Genomic DNA, 16,867 nt, shown 5'->3' with positions numbered 1-16,867 from the left:
GCCGGTGACGGCCTAGAGGTCGAGGTCGACGACGACGGGGGCGTGGTCGGACGGGTTCTTGTCCTTGCCCGGCCGCCGCGCCTCCCGGTCGACGTACGAATCGGTGACGGCGGCGGTGAACGCCGCGTTGCCGTAGACGTGGTCGATGCGCATGCCCTTGTTCTTCTGGAAGCCGAGCTGGCGGTAGTCCCAGAAGGTGAAGGGGATGTCGTACTTCAGCGCCCGCGGATAGACCTCGCTCAGTCCCGCGGACTTCTGCAGCTCGTCGAGGGCCGTGCGCTCCGCCTCGCTGACGTGCGTGTGCCCGCCGAAGAGGGAGATGTCCCAGACGTCCTCGTCCTTCGGCGCCACGTTGTAGTCCCCGAGGAGGGCGTACGGCCGCTCGCCCGCGGCCTCCTGCGCGGCCATCGCGCGCAGGGCCTCCAGCCAGCGCAGCTTGTACGCGTAGTGGTCGTGGCCGACGTCGCGGCCGTTCGGCACGTACAGCGACCAGACGCGCGCCGGACCGCACGTCGCGCCCAGGGCGCGCGGCTCGGTCACGCCCTCGTACTGCGGCTGGTCCGGCAGGTCCACGGTGACGTCGGCCAGGCCGACCCTGGAGACGACCGCCACCCCGTTCCACCGGCCGTCGGCGCGGATCGCCGCCTCGTACCCCAGATCGGCCAGGGCGGCGCCCGGGAACGCCTCCTCGGTGCACTTCAGCTCCTGGAAACAGACCACGTCGGGCGCGGTCTCCTCGAGCCACTGCAGGATGCGGGGCAGCCGGGGATTGATGCCGTTGACGTTCCACGTAGCGATGCGCACAGCCATGCCCACAACCTACCCCGCCCCTCTGACACCGCTCCCGGGCCTCCCGCCGCCCCGGCCCGCACCCCCGGTCCCCGGGGCGGGAGGGCTACACCGTGAGGGTCGTGCCCCGTTCGAGGTGGAGGTGCTCCGCGCCGGCCACGCCCGGGCCGTTCGGGCCCAGCATGCGGCCGTAGAGCTGCGGTGCGAGGTCGGAGAGGAGCGCGTCGTGGACGTCGACGGCGCGGCGGGGGGCGACGGCGCGGACGTAGTCGATGACTTCGGCGACCTTGTTCCACGGCGCCATCACCGGCAGCAGCAGCGTCTCGACGGCCCGGTCCGGCACGGTCAGCGCGTCGCCCGGGTGGAAGACGGCGCCGTCCACGACGTAGCCGACGTTGGTGATCCGCGGGATGTCCGGGTGGATCACGGCGTGCAGTTGGCCGTGCACCTCGACCTCGAAGCCCGCGGCGGTGACCACGTCGCCCTCGCCGACGGTGTGCACCCGCCCGGGGAACGCCGCGGAGACCTGCTCCGCCACGCTGCGCAGCGTCCACAACTGCGCCGCCGGGTTGGTGTCGAGCGCGGCGCGCAGCCGGCCCTCGTCGAAGTGGTCGGGGTGCTCGTGCGTGACGAGGAGGGCGTCCGCGCCGACCGCCGCGTCCGGCTCGCTGTACCCGCCGGGGTCGATGACGAGCACCGCGCCGTCCTTGGCCAGCCGGACGCAGGAGTGCCCCTTCTTCGTCAATTCCATGATGCCGGTGACAACTCCTCGTCAGTACTCCGTCGTGGACACGGTACGCACCACGAGGTTCTCGGGGTCCGCGGTGTTGACGACGATGGACACGTCCGGGCGCGCGCCGGGCTGCTTGAGCTTCAGCCCCGACCAGTCCCCCTCGGTGAAGTCCCAGCCGGCGGTGTCCGCCTGCGCGGGGGTGATGGGGTTGAGCCCGTCCTTCAGCCGCGGCAGGGGCCGGACGTCGGAGCGCGAGAAGGTCGTCTCCAGATACTCGTCCACGGACTCCTGCGGGGCGGTGAAGTCGACGTACAGGGCGCTGTCGTGCAGCGCGTTCTCCTCGTAGTAGCGGATGTACTCGGCGCCGCCGGGCACGGGCACCTGGTAGATGCGGCGCAGCAGGCGCGGCGGCCAGCCGGGCTCCATGTCGGTGAAGGCGGCGCGCTCCGCCTTGTCGCGGCCGCTCTCGCGGCTCTGCTGGGTGGAGATCCAGCCGTAGACCAGCGGGATGCCGACGAGCAGGGCGATGGCGAGGTACGCCTTCCAGGAGCGGGCGACACGGCGCGGGGGGCGGTGATGCATGTGCCCATTCTGGGCGGGATCCGGGTCGTGGCGGCGCACGGGACGCTCGCCGGAGTCCTGGAGGGTCACTTGCCGACCACCTGCGCGAATCGCTCGTAGCGCTCCACCCGCCGCCGGTTGGTGCGGCGGAACCTGCGGGCCACGAGACGGGCCAGGTCGGCGGCGCCGACCAGCCCGGCGTCGTTGCCGAGGCGGGCGCGTACTATCCGCGCCTCCGGCCGGTAGCCGCGGCCGGTGAGGCTGCGGCCGAAGGCGTCCTGGGCGGGCTTGATGAGCAGGTCCTCCGCGGCGCTGACGCCGCCGCCGATGACGAAGCAGGAGGGGTCGAGGGCCGCGGCGAGGTTGGCGATGCCGACGCCGAGCCACTGGCCGATGTCCTGGAGCAGCTCTATGCACATCGCGTCGCCCTCGCGGGCCAGCTCGGTGATGAGCGGGCCCGTGATGTCGCCGACGTTGCCCTTGACGCGGTCGATGATCCCGTACGCGACTGGGGACTCTGCCGCCGCCAGCTCGCGGGCCTCGCGGACCAGCGCGTTGCCGGAGCTGTACTGCTCCCAGCAGCCCCGGTTGCCGCACGGGCAGCGGTGCCCGCCGGGCACCACCTGCATGTGGCCGAACTCGCCGGCCACCCCGTACTTGCCGCGCTTGACCTGGCCGTCCTCCAGGATGGCGCCGCCGATGCCGGTGCCCAGTGTGATCATGACGAGGTAGTCCTCGCCGCGGCCGGCGCCGAAGCGCCACTCGGCCCAGGCGGCGGCGTTGGCGTCGTTGTCGACCATCACGGGGACCCGCAGCCGCTCGGAGAGCGCGTCGCGCAGCGGCTCGTTCCGCCAGGACAGGTGCGGGGCGAAGAGCACCCGGCTGCGGTCGGCGTCGATCCAGCCGGCCGCGCCGATGCCGACGGCGTGCACGTCGTGGCGCTCGGAGAGGTCGAGGACCAGCTCGACGATCACGTCCTCGACGACCTTCGGGCTCTTGGACTTGTCGGGTGTCTCGGTGGTCGCGCGCTCCAGGATGTGCCCGTCGGCGTCGACGACGCCGGCGGCGACCTTGGTGCCGCCGATGTCGATGCCCACGGTGGGCACCCGGGGCGCGGTCAGGTGCGAGCGCCGCTCGCGGTGGCTCACGCTGCGCAGCACGGTGGCGCGGGCGGTGCTGCCGTGCGGTGTCCTCTCGGCGGCCGTCACGGGCGCTCCCCTCGCCCGGGCCGGGGATGCGGCTCGGTGGGTGCGGGTGATCGCAAGGGGTGGCCCCTTCCCCTGTCGGGAGTCGCTGACGTGTGCCGATTCTGCCTCACAGGCCCCCTCCCTCGCACGGCGGAGTGGGCAGCGGGCGGCGCCGGGGCCGCGTGCCGCCGCCGCGGGGTGCGGCGGCGGCCGCCGCGTACGGCGTCGGGCGTGGTCAGGCCCGTTTTACCGCTCCGGCGCGGGCTCTCCCGGCTCCGGCTAGGACTTCTCCCGCTGGAGTTCGTGGCTGAGCTGCTCCAGCTCGCTGCCGCCCGCCATCTGCCGGGTCAGCTCGTCCAGGGTGATGCCGGCGCGGGCGTGGCTGCCGGCCATGGCCCCCCGCTTGAGCAGGATGAACCGGTCCCCGACGAGGTAGGCGTGGTGCGGGTTGTGGGTGATCAGCACGACGCCCAGGCCGTGGTCGCGGGCGGCGGCGACGTACTTCAGCACCACGCCGGACTGCTTGACGCCGAGCGCCGCGGTCGGCTCGTCCAGGACCAGCACCTTGGCGCCGAAGTAGATCGCCCGGGCGATCGCCACCGACTGCCGCTCGCCGCCGGACAGGGTGCCGATGGGCTGGTCCACGTCCCGCAGGTCGATGCCCATGCGCAGCAGCTCGGCGTGGGTGGTGGCGCGCATCTTCGCCACGTCGAGCCGGCGCAGCGGGCCGCGGCCCAGCGTCGGCTCGGAGCCGAGGAAGAAATTGCGCCACACGGGCATCAGCGGCACCACGGCGAGGTCCTGGTAGACGGTGGCGATGCCCCGGTCCAGCGCCTCGCGCGGGTTCGACAGCCGGGAGTCCCGGCCGTCGATGCGGAAGCTGCCCGCGTCGTGCTGGTGCAGCCCAGAGATGATCTTGATGAGGGTGGACTTGCCCGCGCCGTTGTCGCCGAGCACGCAGGTGATCTCGCCGGGGTGCACCTGGAGGGAGACGGCCTCGAGCGCGCGGATGTTGCCGTAGTACTTGCTGACGTCCGCCAGTTCCACCAGCGGCCGGCCCGCCGCGGACCCTGCGGCCGTGTCGTCCGTGGCCTTGGTCATCTGGCCGCCTCCGCGCGCTTGCGTACCCAGGAGTTGAGGATCGTGGCCAGCAGCAGCATCGCGCCGAGGAAGAACCAGAACCAGTCCGAGTCCCACTGCGCGTAGACGATGCCCTGCTTGGCCATGCCGAAGATCAGCGCCCCGATCGCGGCCCCGATCGCCGAGCCGTAGCCGCCGGTCAGCAGGCAGCCGCCGATCACGGCCGCGGCGATGTAGTGCAGCTCCAGTCCGCGGCCCTCCGCGGACTGCACCACCCCGGAGAACGAGAACAGCAGGTGCTGCCCGGAGATCCAGGCCGCCACCGCGACGCCGAGGTAGAGGCCGATCTTGGTGCGCCGCACGGGGACGCCGACCGCGCGGGCCGCGTCCTTGCCGCCGCCGACCGCGAAGATCCAGTTGCCCCAGCGGGTGCGCAGCAGGATCCAGGTGGCCAGCGCGACCAGCCCGATCCACCACAGGATCGTCACCCGCACCTTGAACGAGCCGACGTCGATCGACGAGGCGAAGAGCACCCGCGCCGACTCGAAGCCCTGCATGTCCGAGATGGACTTCGTCGAGACCGTGCCCTGGATCCTCTTGGTGAGGCCGATGTTGGCGCCCCACAGCATCAGGTACGTGCCCAGCGTGATGATGAAGCTGGGCAGCCCGGTGCGGACGAGCATGTAGCCGTTGAAGAAGCCGACGGCGAGGGTGACCAGCAGGGAGACGAAGACGCCCACCCAGACGTTGGCGGTCATCTCGTACGCGAACATCGTCGACGTCAGCGCCGCCGAGGTGACCAGCACGCCCGCCGACAGGTCGAACTCGCCGCCGATCATCAGCAGCGCCACCGGCACCGCCATGATGCCGATGGTGGAGGCGGCGTACAGCACGGTGTCCAGGCTGGACAGGAAGCTGTCCGCGATCACGGCGAAGAAGAGGAAGACCGCGACGGCGCCGATGACCGAGCCCAGCTCGGGCCGGCCGAGGAGCCGGTGCAGCGGGGAGGCGTGCAGGAGGCGTTCGTCCGGCGCCTTCGGCGCCGGGTCCGCCGGGAGGGTGGCGGTCATCGGGTGCCGCGCTCCGTGAACTTCTTCAGGTCCGGGGCGTCCTCCTCGGTGACGATGGCGGGACCGGTGAGCACCGTCTGGCCGCCGCCGATCACGTTGCCGTTCGTCTCGTAGAGCCACAGCTCGTCGACCGCGAGGTAGCCCTGCAGATAGGGCTGCTGGTCCACGGCGAAGCTGAGCTGCTTGCTCTCCAGCGACGCCGCCACGGCCGCGTTCAGGTCGAAGGTCGCGACCTCCGCCTTGCTGCCGGAGGCGTCCTTCGCCTCCACTGCGGAGGCGGCGACGTCCGCGTTGAGGGTGACGACCGAGTCGATGCCGCCGTCGGCCTCCAGCTTGGCCTGGATCCCCGAGAGCACCGCGGGCTTGCTCGCGCCGTCCACGGTCAGGTTCTCCACCGAGCCGGAGAAGGTCTTCTTCACCCCGGCGCAGCGCTGCTCCAGGCCGACGTTGCCCTGCTCGTGGATGACGCAGACGGCGTTCTTGCGGCCGCGCTCGTTCAGCTCCTCGCCGACCGCCTCGCCGGCGACCGCCTCCTCCTGGCCGATGTGGCTCAGGGCCCCGTACTCCTTGGAGAACTCGGCGCCCGAGTTGATCGTCACCACCGGGATGCCGGCGTCCACGGCGGCCTGCACCGCGCTCTTCATCGCCTCCGGCTTGGCGAGCGTGACGATGATGCCGTCGACCTTCTTGTCGACGAAGGTCTGGACCAGCCGCGCCTGCTCGTCGTCCTTCTCGCTGTTGGCGTAGAGGAACTCGACGTTGTCCTTGGCCGCGGCCTGCTTGGAGCCGCTCTGGACGATGTCCCAGAAGGTGTCGCCCGGCGCGGAGTGGGTCACCATGGCTATCTCCATGCGGGGCGTGTTCACGCCCCCGCCGCCGCCCCCGCCGCCGTCGTTCTCCTCGGCGTCCTTGCCGCCGGAGTCGCTGCAGCCCGCCGCGGCGACCGCCAGCAGGGTGGCCGTCGCCACCGCCGCGAACACCCGCGTGCTACGGGCCATACGGCTGCGCGCCATCTGGGTACCCGCCTTTCTTCCCTGGTCGTCCCCCGCCGCCCGCGTGGCGGCTGGAGGTGTTCTAGCCGGGGGCGGGGGCCGAGTCAATGCCTTGTCCGATCATTCTGACCCGCGGCTACCCGCGAGTCACCCCGTGGGTCCCCGCCAGGTCAGCCCCGGTCGAGCAACTGGAACTCGAAGCTGTAGCGCGAGGCCCGGTAGAGGTGCGAGCCGAATTCCACCCCGCGCCCCGTGTCGTCGTACGTGAACCGCTCCATCGTCAGCACCGCGGCGCCCTCCTCCTCGCCCAGCCGCGCCGCCTCCGCGGCCGTCGCGGGCCGGGCGCCGACCCGCTGGCGGGCGCTGTGCAGCGCGATGCCGGCGGCGCGGAGCACCCGGTAGAGCCCCGTCGACTCCAGCTCGTCCGCGCGCAGCCCGACCAGCTCGGCGGGCAGGTGGTTGCAGAGCATCGCGACCGGCTCGCCGTGGGTCAGCCGGAGCCGGTCCACGCGGACGACGTCGGTGCCCTCGGCGATGCCGAGGGCCGCGGCGACGTCCGCGGTGGCCTTCACCTCGGCCACTCCCAGCACCCGGGTGGCGGGGCGCTGCCCGGCGGCCTCCAGGTCGTCGTAGAGGCTGGTCAGGCCGAGCGGGCGGCGCACCTGGCTGTGCACGACCTGGGTGCCGATGCCCCTCTTGCGTACGAGCAGCCCCTTGTCGACCAGCGACTGGATGGCCTGCCGCACGGTGGGCCGGGACAGGCCGAGCCGGGCCGCCAGCTCGATCTCGTTGCCGAGCAGGCTGCCGGGGGTGAGCGCCCCCTGCTCGATCGCCGCCTCCAGTTGCTGGGACAACTGGAAGTACAGCGGGACCGGGCTGCTGCGGTCCACGCCGAGCCGGAGGGCCGGGACGGGGCCTGTGCCGCGCTTCGTCACGCTCCGGAGCGTAACGGTCGGGCCGGGCCACCGGAAGGCTTCACGTCAGGTTGTCCTGACAATTGACAATCCCGCTGGCCACGGGAGATTTTGAGGCCATGCGCATCGGACTCCTCGGCACCGGCAGGATCGGCGCCTTCCACGCGGCCGCGCTGCGGCGGCACCCGGACGTCACCTCCCTCGTCGTGACCGACGCGGACCCGCGCCGGGCCGCCGAGGTCGCGTCCCGTACGGACGCCGAGGCGGTCGCCACGCCCGCCGGCGCGCTGGCCGCGGGGGTGGACGCGGTGGTGATCGCCGCCGCGACCGCCGCGCACGCGGAGCTGCTGGGCGCGGCGGCGCGGGCCGGGCTGCCGGTGTTCTGCGAGAAGCCGATCGCCGTCGACCTGGCGGGCACGCGTGCGGCGCTCGCGGAGGTGGCCGCGGCCGGGATCGTGCTCCAGATGGGCTTCATGCGCCGCTTCGACGCGGGGTACGCCGCGGCCCGCGAGGCGGTGCGCGGCGGGCGCCTGGGGCGGCTGCACACCGTACGGACCGCCACCTCGGACCCGGCGCCGCCGCCGGCCGCGTACCTGCCGCTCTCCGGCGGGCTGTACCGGGACTGCGTGATCCACGACGTCGACGCGCTGCGGTGGGTGACGGGCCGCGAGGTCACCGAGGTGTACGCGGCGGGCTCGGACGCGGGCCCGGCGATGTTCCGCGAGGCCGGCGACGTCGACACCGCGGCGGCGCTGCTCACGCTGGACGACGGCACGCTGGCCACCGCGACGGCGACCCGCGTCAACGGGGCGGGCTACGACGTGCGGATGGAGCTGGCGGGCGAGCGGGACCAGATCGCGGTGGGCCTGGACGAGCGGACGCCGCTCACCTCCGTCGAACCGGGCGCCCCGGCGCGGGCCGGCAAGCCGTGGCAGGGCTTCCTGGAGCGCTTCGGCCCGGCGTACGAGGCGGAGTTGGCGGCGTTCGTCCGGGTGGTCCGCGGCGAGCTGGCCAACCCGTGCGACGGCGCGGAGGCGCTGGCCGCGCTCCACGTGGTGGAGGCGTGCGAGCTCTCGCGCCGCGAACGGCGCCCGGTCCGGGTCGCGGAGATCGCGGACGCGCCGTAGGGCACCGCGAGGGGTGGGAAGGTCCGGCCCGGATTCACTCCGCGGCCAGGGCGGCGAGAACCTCACGGAGACGGGCGCGTTCCTCCGGGAGCGGAGTCGTGGGGGTGTGTGCCACGGTCCAGGGGGAGACACGGATCTCACCGCCTCCTTCCTGCGCCGCCAGCCGCTCGGTCAACCGGGCGAAGTCGCCGACCGGGTCGCGCTCCCCCAGCCGTTCCAGCCGCTGGGCCAGCAGGGCGGCGCCGGGGCGCAGGCCGGGCCTGGCGAAGCCGAGCGCGCCCGCGGCGGCGCGCTCGTGCTCCTCGTACCGGTCCGCCCAGAAGGTCCACTCCCAGCCCGGCCACCGGCGCGGCCCCGCCGCGGCCGTCCCCGCGAAGTACAGCAGGGTCCAGGCGCAGACGCGGCGCCGCACCGTGTCGACGTGCAGGCCGCCCGCCGGGATCGTGTCCAGCCGGTCCGTCAGCGCGGCCCGCGGCAGTTGCCCGGCCACTACGGGGCCACGGTCCAGCAGATCCTGCAGTTCCTCCTCGAAGACGGCGTACGCGCGGATTCCGTCGCCGTCGGCGACCGTGACGGCCAGCGCGGACTCCTCCCCCGGGTCGGCGGGCTCCGGCTCGGCCGTCGCGGGCGGCTCCGGGTCCGCCCGCGACCGGGCGCTGCGCACCAGCCCGGGGTCCGCCCCCACGTACGCCGCGACGTCCTCCAGCCCGTCGTACGCCCAGCGGATCCGCCACCCCGGCCACGTCCGGCCGAGCACGGTGAGCACGGCCCGCCGGTGGACGTAGCCCTCGAGGTGCCAGGTGAAGAAGAGCAGTTCCCGCGCGTCGTGATCGACCAGGGCGGCGCCCTCGCACCACACGTCGTCGAGCCAGGCATCGCGCTCCATCTCCCGCTGGGCGGTGACGAAGCGGGTCGCGCTGCCGGGGCCGTCCAGCAGGTGCACGTCGAGACCGGAGGCGCCCCAGTGCGAGTAGTACAGCCGCCACTCGCCGTCGCGCACCAGCACGTAGGTGGCCCGGTGGCCCATCGTCGGTCCTCCGCCCGCGGCGACGCTGTCGTCCGGTCAGGCCGGGGAGAGGCGGGAGAGGAGGTCGGTGGCGCGTTTGGCCACCTCTTCGCGGTCGCCGCCGGAGAGGGCCGAGCCCATGCCGACGGCCACCGCGCCCGCGGCGATCCAGTCGGGGGCCTCGGCGATCGAGATGCCGCCGGTCGGCAGCACCGCGGCCTGCGGCAGCGCGGCCCGTACGTCCTTGACCCAGCCCGGCTCGTGCGCCGAGGCCGGGAAGAGCTTCATGACGTCCACGCCCAGCTCCAGCGCGCGCACCATCTCGGTGGGGGTGGCGACGCCGGCGAAGACCGGGATGCCGTAGCGGTGCGCGGTGGCGACCACACCGGCGTCGAGGTTGGGCGCGACGAGGTAGCGGGCGCCGGCGTCGACGGCCAGCCGCGCCGAGGCGGCGTCCAGAACCGTACCGGCGCCGATGACCGCCTCCGTACCGACCTCGCGGCGCAGCGAGTTCACCAGCTCCAGCGCGAAGGGCGTGGTGAGCGAGATCTCCAGACTGCTGATCCCGGCGGAGAGCAGCGAGTCGGCGGTGGCGGCGGCACCGTCGTAGGTGTCGCTGCGGACGATGGCGACGACCCGCTGTTCCAGCGCGGCCCGGGTGATCTCCCAGCGGTACACGGTGTTCCTCCGGCTGTTCTCTCTGGGCGTCTCTGGGCGTCTTACCGGGCGGTGCCCGGTGCCGCGTTGCCCCGGGCGGGTGCGGCCGTACGTCTCGTACGGGCCGGGCGCTCAGCGGTGGACCGCGTCGCCGCCCGAGGTGAACGCGGCGAGCGCGCGGTCCCGGGCGGCCGCGGTCGGCAGCCCGTCGGTGTCGGTCACGGTCTGGATGACGAGGGCGGCGACGCAGGCGCCCTCGGCGAGCGCGCGGTCCAGCGGCAGGTCCCGCAGCCGGGCGGAGAGGAACCCGGTGGCGAAGGCGTCGCCGGCGCCGACGGGGTCGGTGAGCCGCACGTCGTACGGCGGCTGGTCGACGCGCTCGCCGGCGGCGGTGAGCGCGGTGGCGGTGTGGTCGGCGCGCTTGATCACGACGGTGTCCGTACGGCCGCGCAGCAGCCGCGCGGCGGCGGCGTCGGCGGGCTCGCCGGTGAGCGTCTCCAGCTCGTCGTCGCCGGCGAGCAGCAGGTCCGCCTCGGCGAGCAGCGGTCCCACGACCTCGGCCCAGCGCTCGGGTCCGGCGAGCTTGCGGCGGACGTTGGGGTCGAAGGAGACGAGGGCGCCGGCCGCGTGGGCGAGTTCGACCAGCTTCACCGTCGCCTCGGCGGCGGACGGCGACAGGATCGGCGTGATGCCGGAGAGGTGCAGCACCCGCGCGCCCTCGACGACCTCGGGGCTGATGTGCTCGGGGGCGAGGCGGGAGGCGGCGGAGCCGGCGCGGTAGTACTGCACGTCGATGGCGCGCTGCGGGTGGCTGTCGCGGAGCAGCATGCCGGTGGGCGCGTCCGGGTCGACGTCCGCGTACGACACGTCCACGCCGTCCGCGCGGAGTTGGGCGAGGACGGCCTCCCCCGCGGGGTCCGCGCCGACGCGGCCGAACCAGCGGGCCCGGTGCCCGAGCCGGGAGAGCCCGGCGGCGACGTTCGACTCGGCGCCGCCGATGGCGCGGCGGAAGTTCACGGCGCGCGCCAGCGGCATCCCGGGCTCGGCCAGCATCAGCAGCATGGCCTCGCCGCAGGTCAGCACCTCCGGTGCGGGTTCCGCCATCAGTTCCTCCACGGTGGTGGCGCGCGTTCGTGCTCCGATGCGTCCTCCGAACGTTATCCCGGGCGGCGCCCGCGCCGGTATGGCGGGGGGCACAGGGCGACCCCGGCGAGCGGCCCGTTCGGGGCTCCGGGGACGACGTGAGTCCATGCCGGAGCGCGGGTAAGTCCATTGCCTCCGGGGCCGGTCGGGGTGACGCTCGACGCTGAGTGACGTGTGCACTACACCCCCGAGATCCCGGAGGTTCCGGATGCCCGTCCCCCGCCCGGCCGTCGTCGGCGCCGTACTCCTGGCCCTGGGCTTGAGCCCGCTCGCCGCCCCGCCGGCCGCCGGCGCACCACCGCCGCCGGCCAGGGCCGGCGACATCAGCCCGACCCCGCGCTCCGTCGAGGCGCGCGCCGACAGCGTCACCGTGACCCGCACCGTCACCCTCGTCACCGGACCGGAGCCCGACGGGCCCGCGCTCGCCGTCGCCGAGAAGGCGCTGCGCGACGCGGGGGCCGAGGACGTACGGCGCACGGCGACCGCCCCGGACGAGAGCCGCGGGCTCACCGTCTACCTCGGCGGCCCCGACGCCAACCCCGCCTCCGCCGCCGCCCTCGGCGCCCTCGGCGTCGAGGGCCCCGCCGGGCTGCCCGCCGACGGCTACGTCCTGGCGGCCGGCACCGCGGAGCCGGCCGGCGGCACCCCCGGCGGCGACGGCATCGTGCTGGCCGGCACCGACGCCACCGGCACCTACTACGCCGCCCAGAGCCTGCGCCAGCTCCTCCCCCACCGCGACTCCCCCGGCACCCGCGTCGCCGGCACCGCCGTCCGCGACTGGCCGGGCACCGGCTGGCGCGGCGCCATCGAGGGCTTCTACGGCGTCCCCTGGTCCCACGCATCGCGCCTGGACCAGCTCTCGTTCTACGGCGAGCACAAGATGAACATCTACGTCTACTCGCCCAAGGACGACCCGTACCTGCGCGAGCGCTGGCGCGAGCCGTATCCGGCGGACGAACTCGCCCGCATCGCCGAGCTGGTCGAGCGCGCCCGCGCCAAGCACGTCGAGTTCACCTACGCCCTCTCCCCCGGTCTGTCGGTCTGCTACAGCTCCGACGCGGACGTGCAGGCGCTGAACGACAAGTTCCAGACGCTGTGGGACATCGGCGTCCGCACCTTCGCCGTGCCGCTGGACGACATCAGCTACACCGACTGGAACTGCGCCGCCGACGAGGAGCGCTTCGGCACCGGCGGCGGCGCCGCGGGCGCGGCCCAGGCGCATCTGCTCAACCGCGTCAACCGCGAGTTCGTCCGCACCCACGACGGCGCCGAGCCGCTGCAGATGGTGCCGACGGAGTACTACGACACCACCCCGTCCCCGTACAAGAAGGCGCTCGCCGAGCAGTTGGACGATGACGTGCTGGTGGAGTGGACCGGCATCGGCGTCGTCGCGCCCGTGATGACGGTCGCGCAGGCGCGCGACGCCCGCGAGGTCTTCGGCCACCCGATCCTCACCTGGGACAACTACCCGGTCAACGACTACGCGCAGCAGCGGCTGCTGCTCGGCCCGTTCAACGGCCGGGAGAAGGGGCTGCCAGGCGAGCTGGCGGGGATCACGGCCAACCCGATGAACCAGGCCGCCGCGTCGAAGATCGCGCTCTACACGGTCGCGGACTTCGCCTGGAACGACGCCGCGTACGACGCGCGGAAGTCCTGGGCCGGGGCGCTCGCCGAGCTGGCGGGCGGCGACCGGCACACGACCGCCGCGCTCCGGGCCTTCGCCGACGCCTCGTACGGCTCGGCGCTCAACCCCGGCCAGGCGCCGGAGCTGTCGGCGGCCATCGCCGCGTACTGGGACCGCGGCGGAGAAGACGCCCTGGACGACGCGCTGGCCGCCCTGGAGGCCGCGCCGGGCGTGCTCCGCGACCGGCTGCCCGACCGGGCCTTCGTCGACGAGTCGGGTCCCTGGCTGGACGCGACCCGCGACTGGGGCACCGCGACCCGCACCGCCCTGCGGATGGTCGAGGCCGCCCGCGACGGCGACGGCGAGCGCGCCTGGCGGCTGCGGCAGCGGCTGCCGGAGCTGGTGGACCAGGCCACGTCGCACATCTACACGGGGCTCGGCGGGCGCGAGGTGAAGGTCGTCGTCGGCGAGGGCGTGCTGGACGCCTTCGTCGCGGACGCCGCGGCGGCGCACGACCGCGCGCTGGGGCTGCCCCCGCGGCCGAAGGGCGCGACGAACCTCGGTACGTACCAGGGCAACACCGTGGACCGGATGACGGACGGCGACGACTCGACGTTCTTCTGGAGCGACGGGGCGCCGCGCGCCGGCTCGTGGGTGAGCGTGGACCTGCACGGCGAGCGGGAGATCGGCGAGGTCGGGCTGGCGATGGCGAAGTCCGGCAGCCCGAACGACTATCTCCACCAGGGCGTGCTGGAGTACTCGGCCGACGGCGAGACCTGGAAGGAGCTGGCTTCGTTCTCCGGTACGCCGGACGTCGAGGCGACGGCGCCCGAGGGCACGAAGGCGCGGTACGTGCGCGCCAGGTCGACGGCGGCGCAGGGCAACTGGCTGGTGGTACGGGAGTTCACCGTCGCCGGCGGCGGCCCCGCCACGACGTCCGGCGGTCCGCCGGCGGCCGAGGGCAGCTCCCTGGCCGCCGCGGCGGACGGCGACACCGCCTCCGTCTACCGCGCCGCGCGGGCGCCGCAGGCGGGCGAGTCGCTGGACATCCGCTTCGCGGAGCCGCGCGCGGCGAAGTCCCTGATCGTGCTCCGCCCGCAGGACGCGCCGAACGCGGGCGCGACGGTGGAGATACGCAACGAGCCGGACGGCCCGTGGCGTACGGCGGGCACGCTGGCCGGCGCGTACACCGAACTCCGCGTACCGGGCGGGGCGGTGGCGGAGGTGAGGCTGCGCTGGTCGGGCGGCGGGGCCGTGCCGCAGATCACGGACGTGGGGGTGGCCGGAAGCTGAAGCGCGGCGGCGGCCCGGCGGCGACCTGACGCGGTCGCCGGGCCGCCGCCGGTCACGGGACCGTCCGCCCCTCACCCGTCCCCCTCACCCGGCCCCGCCGCCCTCCGGCGCCAGGCTCCCGTGCAGCCGCAGCCGCGAAATCCCCCCGTCCGGATGGATGTCGATACGCGCGTGGGTGCCGACCGCCGCGGCGGGCAGCACGAAGCGGTGGTTGGTGTCCGGCTGGAGGCGGGTGCGGGGCAGGATCTCGGTCCACGCGCCCGCGGACCCGTCCCGTACCGACACCGCCGCCCAGCCCGCCGCGTTGCCCTTCAGATACGCCGTGTCTATCTCCACCGCCCGGATCTCCCCGCGGCCCGCGAGCGCGTAGCGGATCCAGTCGTGGCCGGTGTCGCGGCGGCGCCGCGTCTCCCAGCCGTCGTCCATCTGCCGTGAGCGGCCCGGCCTGATGGTGTTGACCGGCGGGGAGTAGAAGCGGTCCGAGGCGTCCTCGACGCGGCCGCCGTGCTCCAGCGCGACGAGGTCGAAGGTGCCGAGCGCCGCCAGCCACACCGGGTCCGGGACGACCTCGCCGTGGACGCGCAGGCGCGCGATGCCCCCGTCGGGGTGCTGGCGCAGCCGCAGATGCGTGAACCGCCGCCCCCCGGCGACCGCGAAGCCGTTCGCGGCGTGGCCGCCGACCTCCGTGCGGGGCACCAGTTCCGTCCACCGCACACCGTCCGCGAGCAGCGCCTCGGGCGACGGCGTACCGGCAACCTCCGCGCCCTCGACGCTCACGGACCGGGGGTGGTTGCCGCGGAAGTGGGCGGTGTCGACGACGATGCCGCGTACGACGCCGGGGGCGCCGAGGCGTACCAGCGCCCAGTCGTGGTCGTCCGCGGCCGGGTGCGGGGCCCCGGCGGAGGCGCCGCGGCGACGCCTGGTCTCCCAGCCGTCCATGACCTTGCCCTTGTGCCCGAACGCCGCCGGGTCGAACTCCGCCCGCTCCGGCAGCAGCAGGTTCTCGCGCGGGGCGAAGAACTCGTCGTTCGCGGCGATCACCGCGCCGCCGAGGCGCCGGTCGGCGAGGTCCGGCAGCGCGGCGAAGGCGAAGTCGGCGGTGCGGTAGTCGGCGTAGGGGTCGCCGCCGCCGTACGGGGCGGCGGCGCCGGTGAAGCGGGTGATCTGGGCGGTCATGCCTGCTGCTGCCTTTCGTCCCGGTCGGTACGGCCGAGGAGGAGGCCGCGGGGTTCGGTGTGCACGCCGCCGTGGTGGATGCGGCGGCCGCGGAGCCAGGTGGCGCGTACGACGCCGTGGAGTCTGCGGCCCGCGTACGCGGTGACGCGGTTCCTGTGCTCCAGGCCCGCGGGATCGACGGTGAAGGCGGCGTCGGGGTCGAGGACGGCGAAGTCCGCGTCGCGGCCCGGCTCGATGGCGCCCTTGGCGGTGAGCCCGGCGAGCCGCGCGGGGCCCGCGGCCATCCAGCGGGCGACGTCGGCGAGCCCGTGGCCGCGGCGGCGCGCCTCGGTCCAGACGGCGGGCAGGCCGAGCTGGAGGGAGGAGATGCCGCCCCAGGCGGTGGCGAAGTCGCCGGTCTTCAGCTCGGCGGTGGCCGGTGAGTGATCGGAGACGACGCAGTCGATCGTTCCGTCGGCCAGGCCCGCCCAGAGCAGGTCCCGGTTGGCGGCCTCCCGTATCGGCGGGCAGCACTTGAACTCGGTGGCGCCGTCCGGGATCTCCTCCGCGGTGAGGGTGAGGAAGTGCGGGCAGGTCTCGGCGGTGACGGGCAGCCCGGCGCGGCGGGCGGCGGCCAGGACGGGCAGCGCGTCGGCCGAGGAGAGGTGCAGGACGTGGACGCGGGTGCCGTGGCGCTCGGCGAGCGCGACGACCCGGGCGACGGCCCGGTTCTCGGCGGCTCGCGGGCGGGAGGCGAGGAAGCCGGCGTAGCCGGGTCCTGGGACCTGCGGGGCGCCGTCGAGCACATCGGGGTCCTCGGCGTGGACGATGAGCAGCGCGCCGAGGCGGGCGGCCTCGGCGGCGGCCCGCTCCAGGTCCGTACCGGCGAGGCGCGGGAACTCGTCGACGCCGGACGGGGAGAGGAAGCACTTGAAGCCGAAGACGCCGGCGGCGTGCAGCGGCGCGAGGTCGGCGGTGTTGCCGGGGATGGCGCCGCCCCAGAAGCCGACGTCGACGTGCGCCCGGGGGCGGGCGACGGCCTGCTTGACCGCGAGCGCCTCCGTGTCGGTGGTCGGCGGCAGGCTGTTGAGCGGCATGTCGATCAGGGTGGTGATCCCGCCGGCGGCGGCGGCCCGGGTGGCGGTGGCGAAGCCCTCCCACTCGGTGCGGCCGGGGTCGTTGACGTGCACGTGGGTGTCGACGAGGCCGGGGAGCAGCGCGTCGTCGCCGCAGTCCGCGGCGCGGGCGCCGGGCGGCGGGGCCGTCTCGTACGGCAGCACGGCGGCGATCCGGCCGCCGGCGACCGCGACGGCGGCGGGCCGCACGCCCTCGGGGGTGACGACGCGGCGTGAGCGCAGCACCAGTTCGGCGTCCGGCACCCGGTCTCCTCTCGACGGCCCACAGCTTCAACGTTCTGTTGAAATGCACTGTCGTCGCGGGTGCCCGCCCTCGTCAAGGGCCGGTTCGCGGGCGGTTTGGCGGATTCCACATGCTGAAAGCGGGATTCCGGACCGTTAAGCTGCGGTCGCACCCGTA

At 74.3% G+C, this 16,867-nt stretch carries 15 protein-coding genes; 2 read left to right on the top strand and 13 right to left on the bottom strand.

Going from position 1 to position 16,867, the window contains the following annotated elements; genetic code table 11:
• Positions 1 to 12: 12 nt before the first annotated feature.
• From DMB38_RS30315 to DMB38_RS30280, 8 genes are all read right to left on the bottom strand, one after another.
• Positions 13 to 804 (bottom strand): exodeoxyribonuclease III, encoded by a 792-nt coding sequence (locus DMB38_RS30315; RefSeq protein WP_125939379.1) that lies wholly within the window; start codon positions 802 to 804, stop codon positions 13 to 15.
• 91 nt (positions 805 to 895) lie between these two features.
• The gene (locus DMB38_RS30310; RefSeq protein ID WP_125937821.1) at positions 896 to 1,540 is read right to left on the bottom strand and encodes an MBL fold metallo-hydrolase; all 645 of its coding nucleotides are present in this window, start codon (positions 1,538 to 1,540) and stop codon (positions 896 to 898) included.
• 21 nt (positions 1,541 to 1,561) lie between these two features.
• Positions 1,562 to 2,104 carry a hypothetical protein gene (locus DMB38_RS30305; protein WP_125937820.1) on the bottom strand — a complete coding sequence of 181 codons (543 nt, stop codon included), beginning with the start codon at positions 2,102 to 2,104 and terminating at the stop codon, positions 1,562 to 1,564.
• 65 nt (positions 2,105 to 2,169) lie between these two features.
• On the bottom strand, positions 2,170 to 3,291 hold the full coding sequence (locus DMB38_RS30300) for an ROK family glucokinase (RefSeq protein WP_125937819.1): 1,122 nt from the start codon (positions 3,289 to 3,291) through the stop codon (positions 2,170 to 2,172).
• Between the two features lie 258 nt (positions 3,292 to 3,549).
• On the bottom strand, positions 3,550 to 4,371 hold the full coding sequence (locus tag DMB38_RS30295) for an ATP-binding cassette domain-containing protein (protein ID WP_125937818.1): 822 nt from the start codon (positions 4,369 to 4,371) through the stop codon (positions 3,550 to 3,552).
• Positions 4,368 to 5,420: an ABC transporter permease gene (locus DMB38_RS30290; protein ID WP_125937817.1), complete on the bottom strand. Its 1,053-nt coding sequence runs from the start codon at positions 5,418 to 5,420 to the stop codon at positions 4,368 to 4,370. The genes DMB38_RS30295 and DMB38_RS30290 overlap by 4 nt, the downstream gene beginning before the upstream one ends.
• The gene (locus DMB38_RS30285; protein ID WP_047018762.1) at positions 5,417 to 6,418 is read right to left on the bottom strand and encodes a sugar ABC transporter substrate-binding protein; all 1,002 of its coding nucleotides are present in this window, start codon (positions 6,416 to 6,418) and stop codon (positions 5,417 to 5,419) included. The genes DMB38_RS30290 and DMB38_RS30285 overlap by 4 nt, the downstream gene beginning before the upstream one ends.
• Positions 6,419 to 6,582: 164 nt before the next feature.
• On the bottom strand, positions 6,583 to 7,347 hold the full coding sequence (locus DMB38_RS30280) for a GntR family transcriptional regulator (protein ID WP_125937816.1): 765 nt from the start codon (positions 7,345 to 7,347) through the stop codon (positions 6,583 to 6,585).
• A 98-nt stretch (positions 7,348 to 7,445) separates the two neighbouring features.
• Here DMB38_RS30280 and DMB38_RS30275 point away from each other — a divergent pair, with 98 nt between their 5' ends.
• Positions 7,446 to 8,453 carry a Gfo/Idh/MocA family oxidoreductase gene (locus DMB38_RS30275; protein ID WP_125937815.1) on the top strand — a complete coding sequence of 336 codons (1,008 nt, stop codon included), beginning with the start codon at positions 7,446 to 7,448 and terminating at the stop codon, positions 8,451 to 8,453.
• Positions 8,454 to 8,487: 34 nt separating this feature from the next.
• Here DMB38_RS30275 and DMB38_RS30270 read toward each other — a convergent pair whose 3' ends face one another.
• The 3 genes from DMB38_RS30270 to DMB38_RS30260 form a co-directional block, all read right to left on the bottom strand.
• Positions 8,488 to 9,480 carry a hypothetical protein gene (locus tag DMB38_RS30270; protein ID WP_125937814.1) on the bottom strand — a complete coding sequence of 331 codons (993 nt, stop codon included), beginning with the start codon at positions 9,478 to 9,480 and terminating at the stop codon, positions 8,488 to 8,490.
• Positions 9,481 to 9,516: 36 nt separating this feature from the next.
• The gene (gene eda / locus DMB38_RS30265; protein ID WP_125937813.1) at positions 9,517 to 10,137 is read right to left on the bottom strand and encodes a bifunctional 4-hydroxy-2-oxoglutarate aldolase/2-dehydro-3-deoxy-phosphogluconate aldolase; all 621 of its coding nucleotides are present in this window, start codon (positions 10,135 to 10,137) and stop codon (positions 9,517 to 9,519) included.
• A gap of 111 nt (positions 10,138 to 10,248) precedes the next feature.
• Entirely contained in the window at positions 10,249 to 11,220 is a 972-nt protein-coding gene (locus DMB38_RS30260) for a sugar kinase (protein ID WP_125937812.1), read from the bottom strand.
• Positions 11,221 to 11,467: 247 nt separating this feature from the next.
• Here DMB38_RS30260 and DMB38_RS30255 point away from each other — a divergent pair, with 247 nt between their 5' ends.
• A complete protein-coding gene (locus DMB38_RS30255; RefSeq protein ID WP_125937811.1) occupies positions 11,468 to 14,176 on the top strand; it encodes a beta-N-acetylglucosaminidase domain-containing protein in 2,709 nt (902 codons plus the stop codon).
• 84 nt (positions 14,177 to 14,260) lie between these two features.
• Here the strand turns inward: DMB38_RS30255 and alc are convergent, their stop codons facing one another.
• Both alc and allB read right to left on the bottom strand, forming a co-directional pair.
• Positions 14,261 to 15,352 (bottom strand): allantoicase, encoded by a 1,092-nt coding sequence (gene alc, locus DMB38_RS30250; protein WP_125937810.1) that lies wholly within the window; start codon positions 15,350 to 15,352, stop codon positions 14,261 to 14,263.
• Positions 15,349 to 16,710 (bottom strand): allantoinase AllB, encoded by a 1,362-nt coding sequence (gene allB, locus DMB38_RS30245; RefSeq protein ID WP_125937809.1) that lies wholly within the window; start codon positions 16,708 to 16,710, stop codon positions 15,349 to 15,351. Before allB ends, alc begins: the two co-directional genes overlap by 4 nt.
• Positions 16,711 to 16,867: the final 157 nt, after the last annotated feature.

It is taken from the genome of Streptomyces sp. WAC 06738, assembly GCF_003945505.1.
Classification (GTDB): Bacteria; Actinomycetota; Actinomycetes; order Streptomycetales; family Streptomycetaceae; genus Streptomyces.
This window is presented reverse-complemented; position numbering and strand designations above follow the sequence as displayed.

What these genes read in the sequence shown, in the direction of transcription:
- DMB38_RS30310 (WP_125937821.1), bottom strand. Translation starts at nt 1,540, where the DNA reads ATGGAATTGACGAAGAAGGGGCACTCCTGCGTCCGGCTGGCCAAGGAC.
- DMB38_RS30305 (WP_125937820.1), bottom strand. Translation starts at nt 2,104, where the DNA reads ATGCATCACCGCCCCCCGCGCCGTGTCGCCCGCTCCTGGAAGGCGTAC.
- DMB38_RS30295 (WP_125937818.1), bottom strand. Translation starts at nt 4,371, where the DNA reads ATGACCAAGGCCACGGACGACACGGCCGCAGGGTCCGCGGCGGGCCGG.
- DMB38_RS30290 (WP_125937817.1), bottom strand. Translation starts at nt 5,420, where the DNA reads ATGACCGCCACCCTCCCGGCGGACCCGGCGCCGAAGGCGCCGGACGAA.
- DMB38_RS30285 (WP_047018762.1), bottom strand. Translation starts at nt 6,418, where the DNA reads ATGGCCCGTAGCACGCGGGTGTTCGCGGCGGTGGCGACGGCCACCCTG.
- DMB38_RS30275 (WP_125937815.1), top strand. Translation starts at nt 7,446, where the DNA reads ATGCGCATCGGACTCCTCGGCACCGGCAGGATCGGCGCCTTCCACGCG.
- DMB38_RS30270 (WP_125937814.1), bottom strand. Translation starts at nt 9,480, where the DNA reads ATGGGCCACCGGGCCACCTACGTGCTGGTGCGCGACGGCGAGTGGCGG.
- DMB38_RS30260 (WP_125937812.1), bottom strand. Translation starts at nt 11,220, where the DNA reads ATGGCGGAACCCGCACCGGAGGTGCTGACCTGCGGCGAGGCCATGCTG.
- DMB38_RS30255 (WP_125937811.1), top strand. Translation starts at nt 11,468, where the DNA reads ATGCCCGTCCCCCGCCCGGCCGTCGTCGGCGCCGTACTCCTGGCCCTG.
- alc (WP_125937810.1), bottom strand. Translation starts at nt 15,352, where the DNA reads ATGACCGCCCAGATCACCCGCTTCACCGGCGCCGCCGCCCCGTACGGC.